At 63.1% G+C, this 23270-nt stretch carries 24 protein-coding genes; 3 read left to right on the forward strand and 21 right to left on the reverse strand.

Annotation, left to right across the window (positions count from 1 at the left end):
• Positions 1 to 32 precede the first annotated feature (32 nt).
• The gene (locus Q0263_RS11250; RefSeq protein ID WP_298016012.1) at positions 33 to 764 is read left to right on the forward strand and encodes a pseudouridine synthase; all 732 of its coding nucleotides are present in this window, start codon (positions 33 to 35) and stop codon (positions 762 to 764) included.
• Here the strand turns inward: Q0263_RS11250 and rlmJ are convergent.
• Positions 737 to 1720 carry a 23S rRNA (adenine(2030)-N(6))-methyltransferase RlmJ gene (gene rlmJ / locus Q0263_RS11255; protein ID WP_298016014.1) on the reverse strand — a complete coding sequence of 328 codons (984 nt, stop codon included), beginning with the start codon at positions 1718 to 1720 and terminating at the stop codon, positions 737 to 739. The two genes, Q0263_RS11250 and rlmJ, sit on opposite strands and share 28 nt — an antisense overlap.
• A gap of 9 nt (positions 1721 to 1729) precedes the next feature.
• The gene (ugpQ, locus tag Q0263_RS11260; protein ID WP_298016016.1) at positions 1730 to 2497 is read right to left on the reverse strand and encodes a glycerophosphodiester phosphodiesterase; all 768 of its coding nucleotides are present in this window, start codon (positions 2495 to 2497) and stop codon (positions 1730 to 1732) included.
• A gap of 258 nt (positions 2498 to 2755) precedes the next feature.
• Between ugpQ and Q0263_RS11265 the strand changes: the two genes are divergently transcribed.
• Positions 2756 to 4711, forward strand: a complete 1956-nt coding sequence (locus Q0263_RS11265) for a SurA N-terminal domain-containing protein (protein ID WP_298016018.1) — start codon at positions 2756 to 2758, stop codon at positions 4709 to 4711.
• Between the two features lie 218 nt (positions 4712 to 4929).
• Here Q0263_RS11265 and Q0263_RS11270 read toward each other — a convergent pair whose 3' ends face one another.
• The 6 genes from Q0263_RS11270 to Q0263_RS11295 form a co-directional block, all read right to left on the reverse strand.
• A complete protein-coding gene (locus tag Q0263_RS11270) occupies positions 4930 to 7194 on the reverse strand; it encodes a bifunctional (p)ppGpp synthetase/guanosine-3',5'-bis(diphosphate) 3'-pyrophosphohydrolase (RefSeq protein ID WP_298016020.1) in 2265 nt (754 codons plus the stop codon).
• Positions 7195 to 7211: 17 nt separating this feature from the next.
• The gene (rpoZ, locus tag Q0263_RS11275; RefSeq protein WP_298016022.1) at positions 7212 to 7415 is read right to left on the reverse strand and encodes a DNA-directed RNA polymerase subunit omega; all 204 of its coding nucleotides are present in this window, start codon (positions 7413 to 7415) and stop codon (positions 7212 to 7214) included.
• An 11-nt stretch (positions 7416 to 7426) separates the two neighbouring features.
• Positions 7427 to 8086, reverse strand: coding sequence for a guanylate kinase (gene gmk / locus Q0263_RS11280; protein WP_298016024.1), 660 nt, complete (start codon positions 8084 to 8086; stop codon positions 7427 to 7429).
• Positions 8083 to 8430 carry a hypothetical protein gene (locus Q0263_RS11285; protein ID WP_298016026.1) on the reverse strand — a complete coding sequence of 116 codons (348 nt, stop codon included), beginning with the start codon at positions 8428 to 8430 and terminating at the stop codon, positions 8083 to 8085. Before Q0263_RS11285 ends, gmk begins: the two co-directional genes overlap by 4 nt.
• A 39-nt stretch (positions 8431 to 8469) precedes the next feature.
• Positions 8470 to 9264, reverse strand: a complete 795-nt coding sequence (gene xth / locus Q0263_RS11290) for an exodeoxyribonuclease III (RefSeq protein ID WP_298016028.1) — start codon at positions 9262 to 9264, stop codon at positions 8470 to 8472.
• A gap of 137 nt (positions 9265 to 9401) precedes the next feature.
• Positions 9402 to 9629: an excisionase family DNA-binding protein gene (locus Q0263_RS11295; protein WP_066452519.1), complete on the reverse strand. Its 228-nt coding sequence runs from the start codon at positions 9627 to 9629 to the stop codon at positions 9402 to 9404.
• An 894-nt stretch (positions 9630 to 10523) separates the two neighbouring features.
• On the opposite strand from Q0263_RS11295, the gene Q0263_RS11300 reads away from it, so the two are divergent.
• Positions 10524 to 10760, forward strand: a complete 237-nt coding sequence (locus Q0263_RS11300; protein ID WP_066459935.1) for a YdaS family helix-turn-helix protein — start codon at positions 10524 to 10526, stop codon at positions 10758 to 10760.
• A 69-nt stretch (positions 10761 to 10829) separates the two neighbouring features.
• Here the strand turns inward: Q0263_RS11300 and Q0263_RS11305 are convergent, their stop codons facing one another.
• The 13 genes from Q0263_RS11305 to Q0263_RS11360 form a co-directional block, all read right to left on the reverse strand.
• Complete coding sequence (locus Q0263_RS11305; RefSeq protein ID WP_084386836.1) at positions 10830 to 11315, reverse strand: cytochrome c; 486 nt, start codon at positions 11313 to 11315, stop codon at positions 10830 to 10832.
• 80 nt (positions 11316 to 11395) lie between these two features.
• Complete coding sequence (locus Q0263_RS11310) at positions 11396 to 11977, reverse strand: M23 family metallopeptidase (RefSeq protein ID WP_084386835.1); 582 nt, start codon at positions 11975 to 11977, stop codon at positions 11396 to 11398.
• 155 nt (positions 11978 to 12132) lie between these two features.
• Complete coding sequence (locus tag Q0263_RS11315; RefSeq protein WP_232305139.1) at positions 12133 to 12372, reverse strand: SHOCT domain-containing protein; 240 nt, start codon at positions 12370 to 12372, stop codon at positions 12133 to 12135.
• A 10-nt stretch (positions 12373 to 12382) separates the two neighbouring features.
• Positions 12383 to 12856: a DUF302 domain-containing protein gene (locus tag Q0263_RS11320; protein ID WP_084386795.1), complete on the reverse strand. Its 474-nt coding sequence runs from the start codon at positions 12854 to 12856 to the stop codon at positions 12383 to 12385.
• A 10-nt stretch (positions 12857 to 12866) separates the two neighbouring features.
• On the reverse strand, positions 12867 to 13367 hold the full coding sequence (locus Q0263_RS11325) for a hypothetical protein (RefSeq protein ID WP_066459611.1): 501 nt from the start codon (positions 13365 to 13367) through the stop codon (positions 12867 to 12869).
• A gap of 385 nt (positions 13368 to 13752) precedes the next feature.
• Positions 13753 to 13965 (reverse strand): DUF2933 domain-containing protein, encoded by a 213-nt coding sequence (locus tag Q0263_RS17420; protein ID WP_084386796.1) that lies wholly within the window; start codon positions 13963 to 13965, stop codon positions 13753 to 13755.
• An 87-nt stretch (positions 13966 to 14052) separates the two neighbouring features.
• Positions 14053 to 14727 (reverse strand): isoprenylcysteine carboxylmethyltransferase family protein, encoded by a 675-nt coding sequence (locus tag Q0263_RS11330; RefSeq protein WP_066459612.1) that lies wholly within the window; start codon positions 14725 to 14727, stop codon positions 14053 to 14055.
• Between the two features lie 305 nt (positions 14728 to 15032).
• Entirely contained in the window at positions 15033 to 15830 is a 798-nt protein-coding gene (lgt, locus tag Q0263_RS11335; protein ID WP_066459614.1) for a prolipoprotein diacylglyceryl transferase, read from the reverse strand.
• 60 nt (positions 15831 to 15890) lie between these two features.
• Positions 15891 to 16913, reverse strand: coding sequence for a bifunctional enoyl-CoA hydratase/phosphate acetyltransferase (locus Q0263_RS11340; protein WP_066459617.1), 1023 nt, complete (start codon positions 16911 to 16913; stop codon positions 15891 to 15893).
• A gap of 8 nt (positions 16914 to 16921) precedes the next feature.
• Entirely contained in the window at positions 16922 to 18112 is a 1191-nt protein-coding gene (locus Q0263_RS11345) for an acetate/propionate family kinase (RefSeq protein WP_066459618.1), read from the reverse strand.
• 4 nt (positions 18113 to 18116) lie between these two features.
• Complete coding sequence (locus Q0263_RS11350) at positions 18117 to 19943, reverse strand: DUF3141 domain-containing protein (RefSeq protein ID WP_298016050.1); 1827 nt, start codon at positions 19941 to 19943, stop codon at positions 18117 to 18119.
• A 50-nt stretch (positions 19944 to 19993) separates the two neighbouring features.
• Entirely contained in the window at positions 19994 to 22426 is a 2433-nt protein-coding gene (locus Q0263_RS11355) for a copper-translocating P-type ATPase (protein ID WP_298016052.1), read from the reverse strand.
• Between the two features lie 343 nt (positions 22427 to 22769).
• On the reverse strand, positions 22770 to 23270 hold the full coding sequence (locus Q0263_RS11360; RefSeq protein WP_066459619.1) for a TPM domain-containing protein: 501 nt from the start codon (positions 23268 to 23270) through the stop codon (positions 22770 to 22772).

Genomic DNA, 23270 nt, shown 5'->3' on the forward strand with positions numbered 1-23270 from the left:
ATAGCACGGCGGACGCTACAATGCGCCCCATCATGGAACCAGTCCGAATTTCAAAATTGATGGCCCAGCGCGGCCTGTGCTCCCGCCGCGAGGCCGACGCCTACATCGAGCGCGGCTGGGTCCGCGTGGATGGCCAGATCGTGCGCGAACTGGGCACCAAGGCGCTGCCCAATGCCCGCATTTCGCTGGAGCGGCAGGCGGCGCGGCGCCAGACCGACAAGGTTACGATCATCCTGAACAAGCCCGTCGGCTACGTGTCGCACCAGGCCGACCATGGCTATCGCCTGGCGGCGTCCCTGGTGCGGGCGGATACCCAGTATCACGCAGGGCAGGCGCGGCGCGCCTTCGACCCGGCGCACGTGCGCGGCCTGGCGCCGGCGGGCCGCCTGGACATCGATTCCCAGGGGCTACTGGTGCTGACCCAGGACGGGCGCATCGCCCGCCAGCTGATCGGCGACGATTCCGGCATCGAAAAAGAATATCTGGTGCGGGTCGACGGCCGTCTGTCGTCCGGCGGCCTGGCGCTGCTGAATCACGGCCTGATGCTCGACGGCCAGGCGCTGCGCCCGGCCAAGGTCCGCTGGCAGAACGAGGACCAGCTGCACTTCATCCTGCGCGAGGGCCGCAAGCGGCAGATCCGGCGCATGTGCGAACAGGTCGGCCTGAAAGTCGTCGGCCTGAAGCGGGTGCGCATGGGGCAGGTCGTGCTGGGCGACCTGCCGCTGGGCCAGTGGCGCTATCTGCGCGAAGGCGAACGCTTCTGATGCTTGCGCTGCGGCGCCTGTCCGGCGGGCGGCCGTTCGCGGCGGCCTGATTCGCCGGATTCCTTCGTTTCCGCTGCCTTGACGGCGGCCTTGGCTGATCTGGCCTGCGCCACGGTCGTCAGGCCGAACTTCGCCTGATCGTCCTGGGCCAGGGCGGCCTGCAGCCAGGGCAGGGCTTCGCGCAATTCCTCTTCCAGGGTCCAGGGCGGGTTCACGATGAACATGCCGCTGCCGTGCATGCCCAGGCCGTCCGATGAAGGCTTGCGCACGGTCAGGCTGGCGTTCAGCCAGTCCACCGGCAGGCGTTCCAGGGAACGCGCCATTTCGTGGGCCTGGATGCGCTGCACCAGCGGATACCAGACGATGAAGCATCCCTGGGCGAAGCGTTGCAGGCCGTCCTTGACGGCCTGGATCACGTGCCGGTAATCCTGCTTGTTTTCGTAGGACGGGTCGATCAGGATCAGGCCGCGCCGGGGCGGCGGCGGCAGCAGGCGGTTCAGGCCGGCGAAGCCGTCTTCGCGGGCCACCGCCACCTGGCGAGGCGACGCATGCATCTGCCGGCGCAGCGTATCTTCCAGCACCTGGCCCTCGGTGGGATGCAGTTCGAACAGGCGCAGGCGGTCGTCGGGACGCATGGCGCGCAGCGCCAGACAGGGAGATCCGGGGTAGAGGTTGGCCACGCCGTCGGGATTGAAATCCTGGACGGCCCGCAGATAGCGCTCGATCAGCGCGGGCGGCCGGGGCGCGCCCAGCAGGCGGTCCAGGCCTTCTGCGACTTCGCCGCTCTGGCCGGCCCAGTCGCCGTCCAGGGCGTACAGCCCGGCTCCGGCATGGGTGTCGATCACCCAATAGGGGGTGTCCTTGCGATTGAAGTAATCCAGGATCTGCACCAGGATGGCGTGCTTCAGGACGTCGGCGTGGTTGCCGGCGTGAAAGGCGTGGCGGTAGCTGAACATGGACGCGGCTCAGGGGTTCAGGCGCGGGGCGCGGGGGCGGACGCTGTCCAGCGCGTCGGTGAAGACCGCCTGGCAGCCCCAGGACAGCAATTCGCGGGCGCGCTCCGCGTCGTTGACGGTCCAGACGGCCAGCGTGGCGCCCTGGTCCAGGATGTCGCGCACCACGGCCGGATCGGCGTGCCGCACGTCGATGTTCAGGCCGATGCAGCCCAGGCCGGTCTGCTTCGCTCTCCAGTCGGAAGGCACCGGGCCTTCGATGAGCAGGGCGCGGGGCAGGTCCGGGGCCGCCGTGCGGGCGGCTTCCAGGGACGTTTCGGAAAAAGATGAGAGCAGCGGGGGCAGGGCGGCGCCCGCCCAGAGCTGGGCGGCGGCCCGGGCGACCGCAATCCCCGTGTCGTGGTCGCAGCCGGTGGTCGGCTTGATCTCGATGTTGCTGTGCATGCGGCGGGCCTGCGTGTACCGGGCGACGGACAGCAGGGTGGGGGCGGGTTCGCCGGCGAAATCGGGACTGTGCCAGGCGCCGAAGTCGTACTGGGCGATGGTCTTCCAGTCCAGTTCGCTGGCCAGTCCCTGCCCGTCGCTCGTGCGGTCGATGCGGTCGTCGTGCAGCAGGAACAGGACGCCGTCCTGGCTGAGCTTGACGTCGTATTCAGCCATCTGGAATCCGTGCGCCACGCCCGTGCGCATGGCGACCAGGGTGTTTTCGGGCGCCAGGCGGCCGCCTCCGCGATGGGCGATGAAGGCGGGCCAGGGCCAGGCGGGATGCGATGTCGTCATGGGATCGGGATGGCAGGAAAGGGGAATCCGACCATTTTAGCGGTTTGGCGGGGCGGACCGCGGCGCGCGGGTCCGGTCCGTCCGCCCGTTCCGTCGGCCGTCGGCCTGCGCGGCCACACGGCGTCAGCACCACAGTGTTAAACTGCGTGACATTTCAGGCTGCCGATTCGACCAGCCAGCGGGGGCGACGGTGTTCGCCTTTTTTGTTCCGGGTGGTGCCGGCCTCGTCGTCCGTCATCCTTTGCAGGACCTTCGCCCATGTTTGATTTCATACGCACGCACCAGCGCCTGATGCAGTTGATCCTCCTGATCCTGGTGGTGCCGTCCTTCGTGTTTCTCGGCATCAGCGGATACTCCTTCGTCACGGCCGATCCGGCCGTGGCCGAAATCGGCAAGCTGTCCGTGACCAAGCAGGAATTCACCCAGGCCCAGCGCAATCAGCTGCAGCAGATGCAGGAGAGCAGCCAGGGCCGCTTCGATCCGGCGCTGCTGGATAATCCGCAGGCCCGCCAGGCGCTGTTGGACCAGCTGATCAACCGCAAGGTCCAGGTCGCGGTGGCGACCCAGGACCACTTCAGCGTGTCGGACAACACCTTGCGCCGCGCGATTGCCGCCATGCCGCAGGTCCAGGTGGACGGCCAGTTTTCTGCCGACCGCTATCACGAGGTCCTGGCGTCGATCGGCATGAGCCCCCGGGATTTCGAAGCCAGCCAGCGCGCCGAACTGGCCCTGGACACCGTGCTGGGGCCGGTGCGCGATACGGCCGCCTTGCCCAAGCCCGTGATCGAGAGCCTGAAGCGCGCCCTGACCGAGGAGCGCACCGTGCGCCTGCGCGTCTTCCAGGCCAAGGACTACACGAAGGACGTGGCGATCACGCCGCAGGACATCAAGGCCTGGTACGACGCGCACCAGAACGAGCTGCGTCTGCCCGAGCAAGTCTCCGCCGATTATCTGGTGCTGGACGAGGCCGCCGCCGTGGCCAGCGTGCCGGCGATCAGCGACGCTCAACTGAAGGACTATTACGAGCAGAACAAGACCCGGTACGTGGTTCCTGCCCGGGTGAACGTCAGCCACATCCTGATCAAGCTGCCCTCGGGCGCTTCGGACGAGGCCGCCAAGGCCGCCCTCGCCAGCGCCCAGGACCTCAGCCGCCGGGCCCGCGCCGAACCTCAGCAGTTCGCCGATCTAGCCCGCAAGGAATCCCAGGATGCCGGGACGGCCCGGGACGGCGGCGCGCTGGGCTGGATCCAGCGCGGCACCTTGCCCTTGCCCATGGAACAGGCCGTGTTCGCGCTAAAGCAGGGCGAAGTCTCGGACCCTGTCAAGGGGCCGGACGGCTATCACGTGTTCATCGCCAATCAGGTCCAGCCCGAGAAGGGCGAGACCTTCGACGAAGCCCGCGGCAAGGTCGAATCCGAAGTCCGCCGCCAATTGGCCGCCGACCGCTTCGCCGACATGGCGACCAAGCTGACCAGCCTGGTGTATGACAATGCCTCCAGCCTGGACCCCGCCGCCAAGGAACTGGGGCTGCAGGTGCGCAAGGCCCAGGGGATCGCGCGCGACCGTCTGCTGACGGCCGACGAGGCCGGCCCCCAGGCCGCCGCCGCGTCGAAGGACGCCGCCACCCTGGGCGACGTGCGGGTGCGCCAGGCCCTGTTCAGTCGCCAGGTGCTGACCGACAAGCAGAATTCGGGCGTGATCGAGATTTCCCCCGACACCATGGTCGTGGTGCGCGTGGATGCGATGACGCCGGCGCACGTGCCCGAGCTGGACAAGGTGCAGGCGCACATCCAGTCGCAATTGCAGGCCGAGCGCGCGCATGCGGCCGCCGTGGCCGCCGGCGAAAAGGTCTTGGCCTCGTTGAAGCAGCAGGCGTCGTCGGAAGGCTTCCAGGACCCCGTGACCCTCAGCCGCCTGGATCCGGCCGGCCTGAGCAAGGCCGTGATGGACGCGGCGTTCACGGTCCCTCGCCAGACGCTGCCGGCGTATGGCGGCGTGTCGCTGCCCGACGCCTATGCGATTGTGCAGCTTGACCAGGTCAAGCCGGGCAGCACCGGCAAGCCCGCGCTGGACGGGCTGGGGGCGCAGATGGCCCGCGTCTGGGGCAGCGTGGAAGAGCAGGCTCTGCTGGTCGACCTGCGCAAGGCCCTGGGCGTGAAGATCACGGACGAGGGCCGCCAGCTGATCGACAAGGGCGACAGCGGGTCGAATTGATCGGGAAGTGTTGCTGATGGAGAAAGGGCCGGAAGGCCCTTTTTCTATGGCTGGGGTATTTCATTACGTCGCGGCTTGCGGGCTGCTCGGATGATCCCGGCAAAAAAAGGTCCGCAGGGGTCTGTCTTGGATTGGGGCATCCCTCCACGTCGCGGCTTGCAAGCCGCTCCGATGATCCCGGCAAAAAAAGGTCCGCAAGGACCTTTTTTAGTCCGGGATCATCCCTTCGCCCTGATGATTTTCTGGACCTGGGGGACGTGCCGGATGGCGCGGATGACCTGGGCCAGGTGCTTGCGGCTGTCGACCTGGACGGTCAGGTGCAGCAGCGCCGTGGCGACGGCCTCGTCGGGCATGGTCAGCTGGGTGATGTTGGAATCGGCTTCCGTGACTTCGGCGGCCAGGCGGCCCAGCACGCCGCGTTCGTTCAGGACGGTGATGTCCAGACGGGTGCTCAGGTGGCGCGCCGTGGTGGCGTCCCAGACGACGGGAATCCAGCGTTCGGGTTCCTTGGCCTGCTGGCGTTGCGCGACCGGACAGTCGCTCATGTGCACCACCAGGCCGTGCCCCAGGCGGATGCCGCCGATGATGGCGTCGCCGGGCAGGGGGCCGCAGCACGGCGCCAGCTGCACCGCCTGGCCTTCGTTGCCGTGGATGACGATGGGGGCGCCGCTGACCGCGTTGAATTCGTCCACCGCCATGGCCGTGGTTTCCAGCATGGCGTTTTCGGGGGCGAATCGCCGCGCCACGACGGCCGCCAGGCGTTTGCCCAGGCCGATGTCGGCCAGAATCTCGGTGCGCGATGCGCCGCCGGAGCCCTTGGCCAGGCGTTCCCATTGGGGATCGTCGTCCTTGGGGTAGACGATGCCCAGCTGGTCGAAGGCCTGGTTCAGCAGGCGGCGGCCGAAGGCGATGGATTCCTCGTAGCGTTCGGTGCGCAGGTAATGGCGGATTTCAGACCGGGCGCGCCCGGTGCGCACGTAGTTCAGCCACTGCGCGCTGGGCCGGGAAGCGGCTGAGGTCATGATTTCGACGGCATCGCCGCTGTGCAGTTCGGTGCGCAGCGGCGAAAAATCGCCGTTGACCTTGCAGGCGACGGCGTGGTTGCCCACGTCGGTGTGGATGGCGTAGGCGAAGTCCACCGGCGTGGCGCCGCGCGGCAGCGACAGGATCTTGCCCTGCGGCGTGAAGACGTACACCGCGTCCGGGAAGAGGTCGACCTTGACGTGTTCCAGGAATTCGCCGGAATCTCCCGTCTGGCTCTGGATGTCCAGCAGGGATTGCAGCCACTGGTGGGTGCGCTTCTGCAGATCGTTGAGCGACGTGCCCTGTTCCTTGTAGAGCCAGTGGGACGCCACGCCTTCCTCGGCCACGTGGTCCATGTCGCGGGTGCGGAACTGGAACTCCACCGGGGTGCCGTAGGGGCCGATCAGTGTGGTGTGCAGGGACTGGTAGCCATTGATCTTGGGAATGGCGATGTAGTCCTTGAACTTGCCGGGGACCGGCCGGTAGAGCTGGTGCAGGGTGCCCAGGGCCAGATAGCATTCCGGCAGGGTATGGACCACGATGCGGAAACCGTAGATGTCGAGCACGTCGGAAAACGACTTTTTCTGCTCGACCATTTTCTTGTAGATGCCGTACAGGGATTTTTCGCGCCCGCTGACTTCGGCGTCCAGGCCGGCGGCGGGCAGCGCCGTGCGCACGGCGTCGGCGATCCTGGTGATGACCTCGCGGCGGTTGCCTCGGGCCGCCATCATGGCCTTGTACAGAACGTCGTAGCGGTTCGGGTACATGGCCTTGAAACAGCGGTCCTGCAGTTCGCGGAACAGGGCGTTGAGCCCCAGCCGATGGGCGATGGGCGTGTAGATGTCCAGCGTTTCCCGGGCCACCCGGCGGCGCTTTTCCGGCACGACGGCGTCCAGCGTGCGCATATTGTGCAGCCGGTCGGCCAGCTTGATCAGGATCACGCGCACGTCGCGCGCCATGGCCAGCAGCATCTTGCGGAAGGATTCCGCCTGCTGTTCGGCCTTGGTGGCGTATTCCAGGCGTTCGAGCTTGGTGAGGCCGTCGACGATGTCGGCGACGTCGGAGCCGAACTTTTCGGCCAGTTCCTGTTTGGCGACGCCCTGGTCTTCGATGACGTCGTGCAGTAGCGCCGCCATCAGCGAATCGGCGTCGAGCTTCCAGCCGGCGCAGATTTCCGTGACGGCGATGGGGTGGGAAATGTAGGGTTCGCCGCTTTCGCGGAACTGCCCCAGGTGGGCGTTGTCCGCGAAACGGTAGGCTTCGCGCACGCGTTCGATGTCGCGCGGCGACAGATAGCCGGAAATGATCTGCTGCAGGCCCGCCAGCGAGGCGATCGGGCTGGGCGCGGCGGCGGGGAGCGAGGCGGGGGCGCTATGGGGCTTTCGCCGGCGCAGTCTGGGGCCTTTGCGGAGAACCGCCAACAAGCCTGAAGATGCGCCGCGAATGCCTGAAAACGCCATGAGCCCGCCTTATCGGATCAGGTGGGGACCTTGCGCAGCATTTCAGTGCCGACCTGGCTCTGGGCGATTTCGCGCAATGCGGTCACGGTGGGTTTGTTGTGGCTCTGGATGCGCGCTTCGTGGCCCTGGGCCAGTTCGCGGGCGCGGTAGGTGGCCGCCAGAGTCAGATCAAAGCGGTTGGGAATCTGCTGGAGGCAGTCTTCGACGGTGATGCGGGCCATAATTTTCCTGATCAGCTAGCGTTGACGAGAGGTTTGCGGATGCCGAGCTGCATGAACAGATCGGCATGGCGGATGGATTGCGCGGCATACCGCAGGCGGGCGGCGGAAACGACGGCCTGCAACTGCTGTAATGCAATGCTAAAGTCTTGATTAATAATAACATATTCGCAGTCTGACGCGTGCGCCATCTCGCCGCCGGCCGCCAGAAGGCGGCGGGCGATGACCTGGGGGGCGTCCTGGCCGCGCTTGTTCAGCCGGGTCTCCAGCGCCTCGATCGAAGGCGGCAGGATGAAGATGCCGATGGCCTGGGGGTAATGCTGGCGCACCTGCCGCGCCCCCTGCCAGTCGATTTCCAGGATGATGTCGGTGCCGCTGGCGATGGCCTGGGCCACGCGGTCGCGCGGCGTGCCGTAGAAATGTCCGTGGACTTCCGCCCATTCCAGCATGTCGCCCCGATCGCGCAGGGCCTGGAAGGTGTCCACCGAGACGAAGCGGTAGTGTTCCTGGTCGCGTTCGCCGGGCCGCGGATCGCGGGTCGTGCAGGAGATCGACAGGGCCAGGGTGGCGTCCTGCGCCAGCAGGGCGTTGACCAGGCTGGATTTGCCGGCGCCGCTGGGGGCGACCACCATGAAGATGTTGCCGGCGTGCGGGGCCTGGGTGTCGGTCGTCATTGCCGCGCCCCGTCGACTGCGGCGTCCGGGCCGGGCGCCTGGCCCAGTTCGGCCAGCGTGTCGGCATAGGCTTGCGGCCCGGTGCACAGGAAGACGATGGCATCGCCCGGGTTCAGATTGAACAGCACGTCCTGGATGTGTTCGGAGGCGTCGTCGCCGTCATGGATGGCCGCGACGTGCACGTCGCCGTCGCCCTGGAACTGTTCGGCCGGGACCAGGTCGGCGACCTGTTCGACGTCCGCGGGGCGCTGCGCCACGTAGACCCGGAAGGGCAGGTCTTCCAGCGTGATGTCCAGGACCATTCCCTGGTCCAGGCGGGTGATCAATCGGCTATCGAGCGGCATGGAAAATGCGTTCAAACGTGTAGTGAGCGGTAACTCGCATTATAGACGGTCGCCTGGCGCGAACTCGGCCACCACGGGCGCGTGGTCCGACGGCTTTTCCCAGCCCCGGGGGACTTTGTCCACCTGGCAGCCCAGACAGCGCGCGGCCAGATCGGGCGTGGCCAGGATGTGGTCGATGCGCACCCCTGCATTGCGCCGGAAGGACATCATGCGGTAATCCCACCAGCTGAAGATCTTGGGCGGCTGTTCGAACAGGCGGAAAGTGTCCCGCAGGCCCAGGTCCAGCAGGTCCTGGAAGGCCTGCCGTTCCGGGTCGGACACCAGGATGCCGCCCGCCCAGGCGACCGGGTCGTGCACGTCGGCGTCGGTCGGGGCCACGTTGTAGTCCCCCAGGATGGCCAGATCGGGGTGGGCGGCCATTTCCCGGCCCAGCCAGCGCTGCAGGGCGCCGAACCAGTCCAGCTTGTAGACGTACTTGTCGCTGTCCACGGCCTGGCCGTTGGGGCAGTAGGCGCTGATGACGCGCACCGGACGGCCCTGGGCATCGGGCAGGGTGGCGGCGATGATGCGCTGCTGCGGATCGTCGTAGCCGGGGATGTTGCGCTGCACGTCCAGCGGTTCGGACTTGCTGAGGATCGCCACGCCGTTGTAGGTCTTCTGCCCCGCCCAGCAGGCGTGGTAGCCGATGGCCTCCAGGGCCGCGTGCGGGAATTTTTCGTCCGGCAGCTTCAGTTCCTGCAGGCACAGGGCATCGACGGGATTGGCTTGCAGCCATTCCAGGACGTGGCCCAGGCGGACGTTCAGGGAATTGACGTTCCAGGTGGCGAGTTTCATGCGATGAGTATTACTTTTGTTAATCAGATAGTTATCACATCAGCACAAGCCGCGTTTTTGCTCTAGCTACCCACCTGGCTACCCAGTTTGAACCCGGTGGGCGTTTTTCTCTGTGTTGCGTGAATACGACTATGGTATCAGCACGGCGTCTTGTTTCGCTCGATCATGGCATGGAGGCTGGTGGCGGTGATGCCGCTGGAGCGCTTGCCGATCTTGACCAGCTCCAGCTCGCCGTCATGCACCAGTCGATAGATGGTGGAGCGTGAGACCCCCAGTTTTGCCTCCGCCACGTTGATGCGGTAAAGCAGCGCCCGTGTTGCTGGGCGGTGGGGAGGGTGAGCGGTGAAGGTGCGTGCTACTGTCATAAGTCGATCCTTTCGGGATGGCTGGTAAAAATAGGGGTTCGAAAATGTAAGTACGGGCACTTTGGTAGATGCCCGGAGGGACGCCTGCCAAAGCGGGCTCGCCGGAGCCCTGGGGGCCGACCCGCCAAGATGCCGCGATGGGGGTCGGGTGTTTGGATCACCCCCGGTAGGGCCAGACGCTGGCCCGCCGGTGGCGGCTCGTCTGGATGCCGGGGACTGCGGTCTTTCCCGCTGTCGTCAAAGGATTACGTCGCCATCCCTGAGTTTGGGCATTCATATGAATGCACCGGGCGCGTCCCGTTGTGGGAAGTCCTCGCCGCACGCGGCCATCCATGCCCCACGCGAGGGGCTGGCTGTGATTGGCGGATTTCATCGGTTTTGCTTCAACCCCGATGCCTTACAGGTTGCTGCGCAGTCGCGTGCCGCGTGATCGGGCAGGGCGCAGTATTCATCGCTTGTTGCTTGTTAAAGAGCTGGTCTGCGTTGAGCAGTTAAAGCTATTGTCAGCATTTTGATTAGTTTTGTCAATAGGTAATCAGCTGATTGATTTTTCAAGCAATTCAAGGTTCTACTGGAGGGTGCTAAAGCTTAGCGAATACCACTACGAGTGGAGGATACGAGGCCAGGGCAAATTGTTTACGGCTGTGACTATCCCGCGGCAAACGAAAGATCATAAAATCGTCAGTCCCCCAGGGGGGCAGGAAAAACGCTTGGTTCAGATCGGTGCAGATTGTTTCATGCGATGAATGCCGTTTTCTGACCTGCAGTTACAAATTGACTAGCCGGTGCTGAACTTTGGCGCTGCAAAACGGCACAAATAAACAACGCGTCGTCATATCTTAATAACGAATTTATCTAATAAAATCCATGTTAAACACATGGTTATGGAAGCATATGCGGGATTTTCAGCCTGTTCGTGATGCCTGTGAAGTGATGGGCGGGATGACCCCATTGGCCAAGAAGTTAGGGTTACCTGTACAGGTAGTCAGCAGCTGGGCGGCAGGTACACGTCCGGTGCCAATCATCCGCTGTGTGGAGATCGAGGAATTGACGGGCGGTGCTGTCACTCGGAAGCAGCTGCGTCCGGATGACTGGTGGCAGATCTGGCCGGAGTTGCGGGGGGAGGATTGAATCGCATGGGTTGCAGGTGATGCGCAGCGATTGCACAAGGCAAAGCAATAGAGCATCTTCGCCGGGCACTTACTGCCTCGGTTGCAGCGTGATTTCTTTCTGTGCAGCCAGTGCTTTAGGTGGCCAGGAGCTCTTGATATAGGCCAACACCGCCGCTATATCGGGGTCGCTCAATGACTGGCCATAGGCTGGCATATCGCTCACATATCCGGGTGGCGCGGTTTTCCCAGGCACCAGGCCGTTTTTGACAATGTCAATCAAAAGCGCATCTGGATGATGCCAAGTGTGCCCTGCTTTATCGTGCGGCGGCGCGGGTAATCGTCCGTTTGGCTTGCGCGTGCGCCAGTCATTCTGGCCTTCAAGCCGTGCTCCATGGCATGCGGCACAATTATTGGTGTAGATTTGTCTACCACGGACCAAGAGTGTTTGATCGGACGGGTCAATATAAGCCAGTTTTGAACTCGATGCCGACTGGTACATGAACAGACCGGTACCGAGTGCCAAAAAACCAAGCGCACCAAGGAACACAGCGGCTTTTTTCGTGACTATTGTCATTGGAATCGTCCTTGCTCACTTTGCTGTACGGTGAATGTAGCTTGATGGACTACGATTGTTCGGGCGCCGGACCTGACGCTTCATTTTTGGGTGTGGGCGGCCAGTTGCCGCTTTTGTCGAACAGGGTCTACCGGCTGATTATTGACACGCAATTCATAGTGCAGATGGGGGCCACTGGACGTTCCGGTAGAACCGACATACCCAATGATTTGTCCCTTGTCGACATATTCGCCTTTCTCCAAACTATTTTTGAAACGGCTTTGGTGGGCGTAGACAGTAGAATAGATATTGTTATGCTCTACAAAGATCACTTTTCCATATCCGCTCTGAATGCCGATGAAGGATATCCTGCCGCGAGCTGTCGCCCGGATGGGTGTGCCTTTCGGGGCAGGGTAATCAATACCTTGGTGGCCTGCCCACTTGCCAGACACGGGATGGAATCGATAACCAAATGCCGAGCTGATGCGTGTTCGTTCGCTCAGTGGCGTGTCGAAAAAAATCTTCCGCAGATTTTCCAGCCGGGAAGTCGCTTTGTGCGAGTGTTGACCGAGTACATGAGCTGGATCATCGACGATAGAGATTTGCCTCACGCCTGATGCGGCGGCAGTGCTTGTCAAAAAAAAGCCGGCGATAAGAAACAGATTTCTTGATATGGTATACATGCCAATTCGAACGGATTAAACCGTATCTGGTGATCAAGGCAGTCCTGATCTGTTCGGTTGATACAAACGGCACTGGCCTGTAGTTTCAAGACAGGCCCTGACATCGCATGAAAGCTTTTAACTGTTTGACGAGATATCTTTGTCCTGTGCCTGGTTTATTTTGTGTGCCTGGCATCGCGATCAAGCAAGCCCTTGCGTTCTTCGTACTCGCGGGGCGTGATCTCACCGTTCGCCAGGTGGCGCTGCAGCATTTCGTGGGGCGACTCGCGCGCGCGTCTGTGCCGCCCGCTCGTACGCCCCCAGCCGTAGAACACGATGATGCCGACCAGCGCCAACCAGAAGATCCACCAGAAAAAGTGCATGCCGCCCATGAAGAAGCCGCCGTTGTAAACCATGTGCACTCCCTCAGCCCTTGGCTGCCGGGGTTGTGCTACTGGCCAGTGCAGATTTCACCCGCTCAAGCCGATCGCGCACCTCGTGGGCGATGCGCCCGACCTCGGGGTTCGAGGTCATCTGCAACACCGCAACGGGGTCCATGAAGGCAACGACCAGGCGACCGTCGGCCTCTTCACGCACGACGACGTTGCAGGGCAGCAGCAGGCCGATGTCGGGTTCAGCCTCCAGGGCGCGGTGGGCCAGCGGCGGATTGCAGGCGCCGAGGATGCGGTAGGGTCGCCCCTCGATGCCCAGCTTGGCCTTCATCGTGGCCTGCACGTCGATCTCGGTCAGGACGCCAAAGCCTTCGGCTTTCAGCGCTTCGGTGACGCGGGCGACGGCCGTCACAAAGTCCTTGTCCTGGATGTCACAGCGAAAACCATAGGGGGTGGCAGGTGGCTGTTGCGCGCTTGCTGCCGTGTGAGGGGAATTTGAAGTACTCATGGCTGATTCCTCATTTTGTTGCAGGAAGCGCCTGCAGGCGGTCTGTCATCATCTGCATCATGGACTGCATCATGTCCATACGCTGCTCCAGCATGTCCTGGCGGGTGGCCATGTCGGCCGACTTGCCCGGCGCTGCGCCTGTGCTCATGCCACTGCCCATGCCGCGGCCCATCATGCTCATGCCGCCCATGCTACCCATCATATTCATGCCGCCTTGCATGAGTTTCATCTGCTTGGCCATCAGCGCACTGTGCTCCTCGGGCGTCTTCGCGGCCAGCATTGCATCGTGCATCTGCTGCATGGCCTTCATCTGGCTGGCATAGTCGGGGGCAGTCGTGCCCGCGCGCATACCTGCGCCCGGGCTACCCGATTGCGCCTGAGCAGCCTGCGCGACGGTGTCATTTGCCGGATGATGGCTGTCGTTTTGATCGCCATTGGCAGCCCAGGCCGGGGCGGTCAGGGCTGCACTGGTCAGAACGGCAATAGATGCAAAGGTACGGAGGTAGGTCATGTTGAACTCCTGGTCAGCTAGAGACAGTTGCGACTGTCAGGGTGCGGCAGCTAATAAACAACTGACGCATGTATTGCATTGATATATGAAAGTTTAGCGAAGCGCTTATGTCGATCTGATGACACCAGCATGACAATGTCGTAATGTAATGGCGGTGCAGGCTTGGTTAGTAGGTCGTGGTCGTCAACGAGTCCCGCAGGATCTGCTCTGCCTGCCTGGATGTGTTCAAATGGCATCGTGGCCCTCGGGATCCTCCTCAAAACTCGCAGTGTGATGTGGAACGCGTGCGAGATATTCGTCATTGTCCGGTGTCCCAGCGCCGCTTGAAGAAGTTGTAGATCGGCACGTACACCATCCCGGCATACGCCCCGTACAGGAAGCTCTCCTAATGAGGATGTGGTTCGCGGCTACCGCCCGTGGCGCTCGGCGGGTTCCCTACGGCCTTTGGGTCGGCGGTCCTGTTCGCGTCGCGATCTTCGCCAGAACCCGAGCCATGGCCTCCACCATGTCCTCCATGGCACCCGTGTCCGAACAAGTGCATGGCAATGAACGCCACTCCAAACAGTACCCAGATCCAGTTCTCTGTTAGCCAAGCCATTTCCAGCTCCTTTCGTTGAGATCGTTCAGACGTCGACCTTTCGTTCTGGACAGCCGCGCAAGGCGGCGAGCGATTGGTCTTGGCATGTCAATGCCGCGGCAGTTCCTGCTCGCTGCCGCCCCTGGAGCGCTCGACCAGTCGCCGCCACTGGCCGATTCGCGGAATGAACATCGGAACGCGTCGCCGATAGGCGCGATACTCATCGCCGAATTCCGCCAGCACGCGTTTCTCCTCATTTCGTGCAAGCAGCCAATAGATCAGCACAATCACGGGAAATAGCGTCACCGAGAAGATCGTCGGCCAATGCACGACGCCCTCGCCAAAGAGGCCAATGAACAGGCCGGTGTACTGAGGGTGCCTGACCAGCGCATACAAGCCACCGGTGGCGAGACGCTTCTCCTTTTGCGCACGGTAGAGCTCGCGCCAGCCCTGGGCGAACAAACCAATGCCGACAAACAGCAAGAGATAGCCGAGCAGCATCGAGATCATCATGCCCAGCTCACCCACGCCCAGCAGCGTGGACCAGAGACTGGCGCTCAGATTTGCACTGTCTAGCCCGAAGAACCGGACCATCAGATAGATGGTGAGCGGGAAGCCGTACATCTCGGCGTACAGTGCGATGATGAATGCCTGCACGAGTCCCGCGCTGGCCCATTCACGCCAGGTCTTCGGAGCCAGGTAGCGGTAGAAGAACCAGGACGCAATCACGATCATGATCGCTGCAATGCCCCAGACGCTTGAATGAGAGATCGATTCATCCATGATGGATGTCCTTTTGAAGCGCTGTGAGGGATCGCCCTGTGTACGGTGCCAGACTCCGTTTGAAGCCGGATGTCCGAGTCTTGAGCGCGTACGACGCCGAGGAGGGTAAAGCGATGGAAAGTGGTGGCTGGTGTTTCACGTGTGTGCATCCTGTGATCGGAACGAGCAAGATATCGAGGTCGGCCGCTTATACGCGACCCACGCAACTATTGCATTGATGTATAAGAGTTTAGTGAAGCGCTCATGTCGATCGGATGACGCTGCGATGACAACTTTGCAATGTTCACCACCTCAGACTGAGACAGTCACGGCGTCAGTGCGTGGGCCGATCGTCTTGCGGCCCACCAGTAAATAAAAATTCCGAAGAGAATCATGGGTAATGAAAGTAACTGGCCCATCGACAGGCCACCCGCGAATAAGCCGAGATAGTTATCCGGCTCGCGGGTGAACTCCACCATAAATCTAAAGACCCCGTAGCCCATCAAGAACACCGCACTTGTTTGCCCGATCGGACGTGGCTTGCGTGCAAACCACCAGATAAGTGCAAACAGCGCAAAGCCTTCGAGTCCCATTTCATAGAGTTGCGATGGGTGGCGTGCGATGCCGTCCCCCGTTTGTGGAAACACCATGCCCCAAGGCACTGTGGTGGCGCGGCCCCATAGCTCGCCATTGATAAAGTTGCCCAGGCGCCCAGCAGCCAGGCCCAAAGGGATGAGTGGCGCGACAAAGTCGCCAATCTCCAGCAGTGTGCGACCGCGCTTGCGGGCAAAGATCAGCATGGCCACGATTACGCCCAGCAGACCACCGTGAAACGACATGCCGCCTTCCCATAGGTAGAGCGCCGAGAGCGGGTGGCTCAGGTACTCGCCCGGTTTGTAAAACAGTACATACCCCAGGCGCCCGCCAATCACCACGCCTAGCACGCTGTAAAAGATGATGTCCTCGAGATCGCGTAGGGTCAGGCCGCAGGGGTGATGCCGGATGCGCCAGCGGCCCAGCAGCCATGCCAGGGCAAAGCCGGTGAGATACATCAGGCCATACCAGTGGATGGCAAGTGGTCCGATTTGCAAGGCGATGGGGTCGATCTGGGGGTATTGCAGCATGGATGTGGCCCGATTAAAAGATTACCGTGGATTAGTCATGTTCCAACGTCTGGGCGTCCATCAGCACACCTCCTTGGGGCAACAAGCCGACTCGGGTTGCGGGGCACAGGGGAAGGCGGATTCCGTCTCCGGCACGATTGGGATCGGCAGCCGGATTCCCGCCCGGTACATCAGCGCCGCGACGCCCAGTCCCGCCAGGCGTGCCGCCGGCGGGTCGGCCCGAGAACTCAGCACTACCGGCACCGTCAGTCCCATGACCACCCCCGCTGCGGTGGCGCCACCGTGGTACTCCAGGTTTTTCGCCAGAATGTTGCCCGAGACCAGGTCCGGCATCAGCAGGATATCCGCTTGGCCTGCCACCGATGACTCGATCCCTTTTTCCCGGGCTGCACGTTCGGAGATGGCGTTATCAAAGGCCAGTGGCCCGTCGACCTCGGCGCCAATGATTTGCCCGCGGCGGGCCATCAGCGTCAGGCAGGCCGCGTCCAGAGTGGAGGGGATGGCCGGGTTGACGGTCTCTACCGCCGAGATTACGGCCGCCCGGGGCACCTCGACGCCGATCATGTGCATCAGTGCGATGGCGTTCTGCAGAATCTGTGCCTTGGCGTTGAGGTCTGGCGTGATATTCACCGCTGCATCGCTGATGGCGAGCAACCGTGGGTAATTGGGTATATCTACCAGAAAGACGTGGCTGACGCGGCTGCCGGGCTGGCGCAGGCCGTGCTCGCTGTCGAGCAGGGCGCGCATGAAGGCATCGGTGTGGATGTGTCCCTTCATCAGCGCGTCGGCGCGACCGGCGCGCACGAGTTCCACCCCGCGGCGGGCGGCATCCGCCTCCGAGTCCGCTTCGATCACGGAGGCCAGGTCGAGCTCCCAGCCGAGCGTGGCTGCGACCTTGGCGATCTCGACGCAGCGACCGATCAGCACCGGTTCAGCGATTCCGAGTCGTACCGCATCGCGAAGTGTTTCCAGCACTGCAGCCTGTGCCGCGTTGACCACGGCGACCCGAATCGGGTCCCCGTGCCGTGCCTGCTGCACCAGGTCATCAAGCGTGGCCAATCGTTGGACGGCGTTATTGATCATGTTTCCTTTCATTGGTTGGCATACAGGCGCTGCACGTGCCGCGCGATCATCCGTTCTTCATCGGTGGTCACGGCTTCCACCTGGACCAGGCCCTCGGCGGCGGAGATCAGCGGCTCGGGCTTGCGATTGCGCCCTGGGTCCAGTGTCACGCCCAGATACGCCAGGCCATCGCAGATCTGCGCGCGGATGTCCGGCGCGTTCGCGCCGATGCCGCCGGTGAAGATCAGCCGGTCCAGCCCGCCGAGGGCGGCGCTCAGGGCGCCGATGAAGTGGCGCGCGCGATGACAAAAGAAGTCGATCGCCTGCGCGGCCTCTGGGGTGTCCTGACGGCGCGCCAGGAGCTCGCCCATATCGGCGCTCACGCCAGAGAGGCCCAGTAAGCCGCAGCGTTGGTAGAGCAATGACTGGAGAGCTTTAGGATCGAGTCCTTGCTGCCCGGCCAGATACAGCAGGATGCCGGGATCCAGATCGCCGCTGCGGGTACCCATAGGCATGCCGCCCAGAGCGCTGAAACCCATCGTCGTCTCGACGCTGCGCCCACCGCGGATCGCCGCCAAGGAGGCGCCGTTGCCCAGGTGCGCGACGATCAGGCGTTCGTCAAGTGCCGCTGGACCGTGGCGGCGCACCACATCCTCGACGATGAATTCGTAGGAGAGCCCGTGAAAGCCATAGCGACGCACGCCCTGGGCCTCGTACTCCCGAGGCAGTCCGGTATGCCGGGCGACCTCAGGCAGGCCGTGATGAAACGCCGTGTCGAAGCAGGCGAGCTGGGGTACGTTGGGAAAATGCGCGCGCATGGCGGCGATGCCGGCCAGGTTGTGCGGCAGATGCAGCGGAGCCAGTGGAATCAGCGTGTCCAGACGACGCAGCAGTGTGTCGTCGATACGCTGCGAACAGTCACAGTCCGCCCCGCCGTGGACCACTCGGTGCCCGATGCCAACCAGATTCAGCCCTTCACCTTGCTGACGCAAGATCTCGTCGAGACGCGCAATGGCTGCCGCATGATCCGCGAATCGCACGTCGTTGTTTGCGAGGACTTGTTCCCGAGCGTCCACCACGCGGAACCGTCCCTGTTCAGTGCCGATGCCGCTGGCCTCCCCCCACAACTGACGATTGAGGCCATCGGCCAGGCCGAACACGGCGAATTTCAGGCTGGATGAGCCGCAGTTGACCACCAGGATGGATGGGCGCGTCGACACTTCCTTACATCTCCTTCTCGTGGAAATGGGGTGTCTCTGTCTCGCCCTTGCCAAGCCATGACCCGCCATAGAGCCCCTCGAACACCCTCTCGAAGACGCTGTCGCGAGTCGTACCAGCCTGCGTCAGTGTCGAGGCGATCGAGTCGCTCATCAATGTCTCCCATTGCCGGTAGGGGCTGCTGCTATCGACCGGCGTTGGCGTGGTTTCCACCCTCTCGGCCAGCCACTTCACGCCGCTCATCCAGGGTGAGAAGCGCTCCGAGAACATCAGCCGGCTGGTTCGTGCCGGATGCAACTGACGCAGCATCTCGGCTGACCAGGGGGTGGTGGCCAGCCGCACCCAGGGTCCGACGAAGGTCTCGTAGAGGGCCACGTTGCGCGCGGAGAGGGTTTTTACCTGCTTGAACGCCGCCGTTTGGTCGGCGTAATCCAGGTCTTCCACTCGACGTTCCTCGAAACGCACCTGGAACTCGGGCTTGTGGCAGTCCGGGTCGCCGGTGGGATTGTCGATCTTCATCTCGTAGAGCCCAGGGGCAAGGTCATTGAGATCGCCGACACTCTCGAGGATCGCCCGGTGCTCCAGTCGTGCGACCTTGGCGGACACGAAGATTCCCAGATGGCCCACGTGTGGGTTGAGCAGATAGACGATGCGCTGATCGGCGGCCTTGAGTGCCTCGGTGGTTGGGTACACCGCCGGGATCCAGTTGAGCGCCTGGTGCGGCGGGGTGATGTTGTCGCCGCTGGAGGCGAAGATCACCAGCGGGTTGCGGATACGCTTGAGGTCGACGGTACAACCGGGGCAGATTTCAAACTCGCCACGCTCGATCTGATTACCGATGAAGAGGTTTTCGACAATGGCAACGATCTCTTCCTTGCTCAGGCTATAGAAGCCGGTCCACCAGCGCTCGAAATCCAGAAAGCGCTCGCGCTGGCCGTCGATGTCGGCAAACAGCTGGTAATCCTTCTGCCACAAGGTATTTGCTGGCTTGAGGGATTCGAAGTTGGCCGCCAGATGGGCGCCGTCAAAACGCCCGTCCCCCAGGTCCGCCAGCAGGTGCGTCATCCAGGCGCCACCCAGCAGTCCGCCGGCCAGGCGCATGGGATTGACCCCGGATTCGCCAGACCAGTAAGACAGCGGTGAGCCGTTGAGTACCGCTGGTCCGGCCAGACCTACGCAATCAGCCGAGAGCAGCGCAATGGCCCAGCCCGCCTGACAGTTGCCGTAGAGCACCGGTGGCTTGCCTGGATGCCGCTCGGTCAGCGTTTCGACGAAGCGTCGCAGGGCGTGCAGTACGTCTTCCAGCGTCTGCCCGGGCATGGGCTCGGGAAAGAAGATCACGAAGTAGACCGGGTGCCCCTCGTGCAGCGCCATGCCCACTTCGGAGTCTTGTTTGAAACCGCCGATGCCCGGGCCATGACCGGCGCGCGGGTCGACGATCATCACCGGCGGCTTGGTCTCGTCAAGGCAGTCTTCCAGACAGTCTTCGCCGACCCGGGTGATGCGCAGCAGCGCATAGTTGGTGGGACGCTCCAGTCGGCGGCCGTCCAGAAGCATCTCGTAGTCGAAGTCGAGCAGTGGCGGCATGCCGGCCTGCTCATGCTCGAGCATGTTGTCGGCACGCTGGCGCAGCGTATCCAGGTAGCGCACGCCGCGTCGCCACAGGTCGGCCTGGTAGGCGAGTAGTTCCGCTGCGGGATTGCTTGGAATGGTGGTGTGGTCGAACGCACGGGCGGTTTTCGGATCGGCCGCTGTCTGGGAGGAGGCGGATTGGCGCCCGCGAGGAGCTTTACGCACCGCAGGGGTTTTGACTGTCGATAGTTTGGCATTCATTGTGGCTTACCTCGCGGTGTGCAAATCTGATTTAATTAAGGTGGCCTGGATCAAATCTTCTCGCGGCGCAGGCGCAGCGCGTTCAAGACCACTGACAGCGAGGAGGCGGTCATCGCAAAGGCGGCAAACATGGGTCCGATCAGGATGCCGAAGAACGGATAGAGGATCCCGGCGGCGATCGGCACGCCCGCGCCGTTATAGATCAGTGCGAAAAACAGGTTCTGCTTGATGTTGCGCATGGTGGCCAGCGCCAGCTTGCGGGCGCGCACGATGCCATCGAGATTGCCCTTGACCAGGGTGAAACCCGCGCTTTCGATCGCCACATCGGCACCGGTGCCCATGGCGATGCCGACGTCGGCCTGCGCCAGCGCGGGGGCATCGTTGACGCCGTCGCCCGCCATCGCCACCCTGTGGCCTTTGGCCTGCAGCTCGCGGATGATGCGCGCCTTGTCCTCGGGCAGCACGTCGGCGCGGATTTCATCGATTCCCAGGCGCTCGGCCACCGCCTTTGCGGTGCGCTCGTTGTCGCCCGTGGCCATGATGATGCGAAAGCCCAGTTTGTGCAGTGCCTTGAGGGCATCGGGCGTGGTGGCTTTCACCGGGTCGGCGACGCTGACCAGCCCTGCGATGGCGCCGTCGAGCACCACGAACATGACCGTCTCGCCCTCGTCGCGGCGAGCGTTGGCGACGGCGGCCAGTGGGCCGCCATCGAGGCCCAGCTCGGCCATCAGCCTGGCATTGCCGAGCGCCACCTGGTGGCCATCGACCACACCTTTGACGCCCATGCCGGTCACCGCCTCGAAATCATCGGCCTTGCCCAATTCGACTCCGCGCTCCTCGGCGCCGGCGACGATGGCGTCGGCCAGCGGGTGCTCGGATCCTATTTCCAGCGTCGCCGCCAGCCGCAGCACCTCGGTCTCGTCGTGCCCGGCTTCGGGCAGCACGGCGACGAGCTTGGGCTTGCCTTCGGTCAGGGTGCCGGTCTTGTCGACGATCAGCGTGTCGACCTTGGCGAAGCGCTCCAGCGCCTCGGCGTTCTTGATCAGCACCCCCAACTGCGCACCGCGCCCGGTGGCCGTCATGATCGACATCGGCGTGGCGAGCCCCAGCGCGCAGGGGCAGGCGATGATCAGCACCGCCACCGCCGAGACCAGCGCGTAGGCCAAGGCCGGCACCGGCCCCCAGATCGCCCAGGCGATGAAGGACAAGACCGCAACGCCAATGACCGCGGGGACGAACCAGCCCGCCACCTGGTCGGCGAATTTCTGGATGGGCGCGCGCGAGCGCTGGGCATTGGCCACCATCTCGACGATCTGGCTGAGCGTGGTATCGGCACCGACCCGGGTGGCTTCCATGATGAGGCTGCCGGTACCGTTGATCGTGGCACCGGTGACCTTGTCGTCCTTGGTTTTTTCCACCGGAATTGGCTCACCGGAGATCATTGACTCGTCGATGGCAGAGCGGCCCTCGAGCACCATGCCGTCCACCGGCACCTTGTCGCCGGGGCGCACCCGCAGGTGATCGCCCACCCGCACGGCTTCCAGGGGGATTTCTTCCTCGGTGCCGTCAGCGCGGATTACCCGGGCGGTCTTGGCGGCCATGTCCAGCAGCGCGCGGATCGCCTTGCCGGTGCCTTCACGGGCACGCAGCTCCATGACTTGGCCAAGCAGCACCAGGGCAACGATGACTGCCGCGGCCTCGAAATAGATTCCGACCTGGCCGCTTACGGGGTCGCGAAAGCCTTCCGGGAAGATGCCCGGCACCAGCACCGCGACGATCGAGAAGAGATAGGCCGCGGCGACCCCCATGCCGATCAGGCTGAACATGTTGAGGTTCATGGTGCGAAACGAATTCCAGCCGCGCACGAAAAATGGCCAGCCCGACCACAGGATCACCGGGGTGCTGAACACGAGCTCGATCCACATCGAGGTTCGTTCACCGAAGAAGTCGCGAATCGCCGTGAGGCCCAGATAAGGAGCCATCGCCAGCACTAGCACCGGGATCGTGAGGACGGCCGCGACCCAGAAGCGGCGGGTGAAATCCACCAGTTCGGGATTGGGCCCCTCGTCGCCGGCCGCGGCGGATTCCAGCTCCAGGCCCATGCCACACAGGGGACAGGCGCCGTGCGTGGTCTGCCGCACCTCGGGGTGCATCGGGCAGGTGTAGACCGCACCGACATAGCCGGCGGGCACCTGGTCGTACTGGCCGCCGCGAACCGGCGCAGCGGTTTCATGGCCGGCTTGATGGGCGTGCCCGTGCCCGTGACCATGGCCATGACCCTTGTCATGGCGGGACTGCGCCTGTGGCTCGCCGCTTTGCACGGGCACCAGGTGCATGCCGCACTTCGGACAGTCACCGGGCTGATCGGAGATCACCTCGGGGTGCATCGGGCAGGTGTATTGGGTAGAGGTGGTGTATTGGGCAGCCCCTTGTTTACCGTGCTGCGCGTGTTCGGGTCGTTTTATGGGCTGCTGCTGAGTCATGGAGTCGTCTCCGTTACTGTGGGTAAGGCGGTGGCACGTACGGTCCTGTTTCGCGTAACCAATATTGCGTTGCCGTCTACACAAAAATCGTTGATGCATAAGATCACGCTGGCGCCTGGCATTGGGCGCTAATAAGCAACCCACGCAGCTATTGCATTGATATATAAGAGTCTAGCGAGGTGTTCATGTCAATCAGATGACACCATCATGACAATTCTGTAATGTCATGGTGGCGCAAGCTTGGTTGGTGCATCGTGACCGGTGACCGTCAGTGAGCCGAGACCCCATGATTTGATGACTCGTCTGGGCTGCCTTTGCGATTGATGCTCTTGCCCTGGCCGTGTCATCGCAGTACCGCTGGTTCATCGGGCAACTCGTTTGCGTATTGGCCACTGGCCGGGAAGTGTGTTACCAAGTGTTGTGTCACCATCCGGATACCATCCACCACACCACTTTCGAACTCGAATTGTTTGAAGGCGGATTCCATCTGACGGCACACCGCATTCCATTCGCCCTGGCTGACCTTCTCGTGAATGCCCCGGTCCGCCACGATCTCTACCGCGTGATCGGCGAGCAGCAGGTAGATCAACAAGCCGTTATTGTGTTGGGTGTCCCACACCCGAAGCTGCGAGAACAGCTCGATTGCCCGTTCACGGGCCGACTGTGCGTGCAACAGCGCGCGAAACTCCAGCGAACCCTCGATCGCGATGCGGATCTCGCCGTCGTGCCTGGCCTCGCTATCCTTGATCGCCCGCTCGATCGCCACCATTGCACTGCGGGGGAAGCACCGCTGGACATACCAGTCGGTTGTCAGCAGGTGACACACGATGCGCGGGCTCTTCAT

It is taken from the genome of uncultured Castellaniella sp., assembly GCF_937988725.1.
Classification (GTDB): domain Bacteria; phylum Pseudomonadota; class Gammaproteobacteria; order Burkholderiales; family Burkholderiaceae_B; genus Castellaniella.

Excerpts from the sequence above, each read along its gene's own strand:
- Q0263_RS11250 (WP_298016012.1), top strand. The coding sequence starts at position 33 with ATGGAACCAGTCCGAATTTCAAAATTGATGGCCCAGCGCGGCCTGTGC.
- rlmJ (WP_298016014.1), bottom strand. The coding sequence starts at position 1,720 with ATGTTCAGCTACCGCCACGCCTTTCACGCCGGCAACCACGCCGACGTC.
- ugpQ (WP_298016016.1), bottom strand. The coding sequence starts at position 2,497 with ATGACGACATCGCATCCCGCCTGGCCCTGGCCCGCCTTCATCGCCCAT.
- Q0263_RS11265 (WP_298016018.1), top strand. The coding sequence starts at position 2,756 with ATGTTTGATTTCATACGCACGCACCAGCGCCTGATGCAGTTGATCCTC.
- Q0263_RS11270 (WP_298016020.1), bottom strand. The coding sequence starts at position 7,194 with ATGGCGTTTTCAGGCATTCGCGGCGCATCTTCAGGCTTGTTGGCGGTT.
- rpoZ (WP_298016022.1), bottom strand. The coding sequence starts at position 7,415 with ATGGCCCGCATCACCGTCGAAGACTGCCTCCAGCAGATTCCCAACCGC.
- gmk (WP_298016024.1), bottom strand. The coding sequence starts at position 8,086 with ATGACGACCGACACCCAGGCCCCGCACGCCGGCAACATCTTCATGGTG.
- Q0263_RS11285 (WP_298016026.1), bottom strand. The coding sequence starts at position 8,430 with ATGCCGCTCGATAGCCGATTGATCACCCGCCTGGACCAGGGAATGGTC.
- xth (WP_298016028.1), bottom strand. The coding sequence starts at position 9,264 with ATGAAACTCGCCACCTGGAACGTCAATTCCCTGAACGTCCGCCTGGGC.
- Q0263_RS11295 (WP_066452519.1), bottom strand. The coding sequence starts at position 9,629 with ATGACAGTAGCACGCACCTTCACCGCTCACCCTCCCCACCGCCCAGCA.
- Q0263_RS11300 (WP_066459935.1), top strand. The coding sequence starts at position 10,524 with ATGCGGGATTTTCAGCCTGTTCGTGATGCCTGTGAAGTGATGGGCGGG.
- Q0263_RS11305 (WP_084386836.1), bottom strand. The coding sequence starts at position 11,315 with ATGACAATAGTCACGAAAAAAGCCGCTGTGTTCCTTGGTGCGCTTGGT.
- Q0263_RS11310 (WP_084386835.1), bottom strand. The coding sequence starts at position 11,977 with ATGTATACCATATCAAGAAATCTGTTTCTTATCGCCGGCTTTTTTTTG.
- Q0263_RS11315 (WP_232305139.1), bottom strand. The coding sequence starts at position 12,372 with ATGGTTTACAACGGCGGCTTCTTCATGGGCGGCATGCACTTTTTCTGG.
- Q0263_RS11320 (WP_084386795.1), bottom strand. The coding sequence starts at position 12,856 with ATGAGTACTTCAAATTCCCCTCACACGGCAGCAAGCGCGCAACAGCCA.
- Q0263_RS11325 (WP_066459611.1), bottom strand. The coding sequence starts at position 13,367 with ATGACCTACCTCCGTACCTTTGCATCTATTGCCGTTCTGACCAGTGCA.
- Q0263_RS17420 (WP_084386796.1), bottom strand. The coding sequence starts at position 13,965 with ATGGCTTGGCTAACAGAGAACTGGATCTGGGTACTGTTTGGAGTGGCG.
- Q0263_RS11330 (WP_066459612.1), bottom strand. The coding sequence starts at position 14,727 with ATGGATGAATCGATCTCTCATTCAAGCGTCTGGGGCATTGCAGCGATC.
- lgt (WP_066459614.1), bottom strand. The coding sequence starts at position 15,830 with ATGCTGCAATACCCCCAGATCGACCCCATCGCCTTGCAAATCGGACCA.
- Q0263_RS11340 (WP_066459617.1), bottom strand. The coding sequence starts at position 16,913 with ATGATCAATAACGCCGTCCAACGATTGGCCACGCTTGATGACCTGGTG.
- Q0263_RS11350 (WP_298016050.1), bottom strand. The coding sequence starts at position 19,943 with ATGAATGCCAAACTATCGACAGTCAAAACCCCTGCGGTGCGTAAAGCT.
- Q0263_RS11355 (WP_298016052.1), bottom strand. The coding sequence starts at position 22,426 with ATGACTCAGCAGCAGCCCATAAAACGACCCGAACACGCGCAGCACGGT.
- Q0263_RS11360 (WP_066459619.1), bottom strand. The coding sequence starts at position 23,270 with ATGAAGAGCCCGCGCATCGTGTGTCACCTGCTGACAACCGACTGGTAT.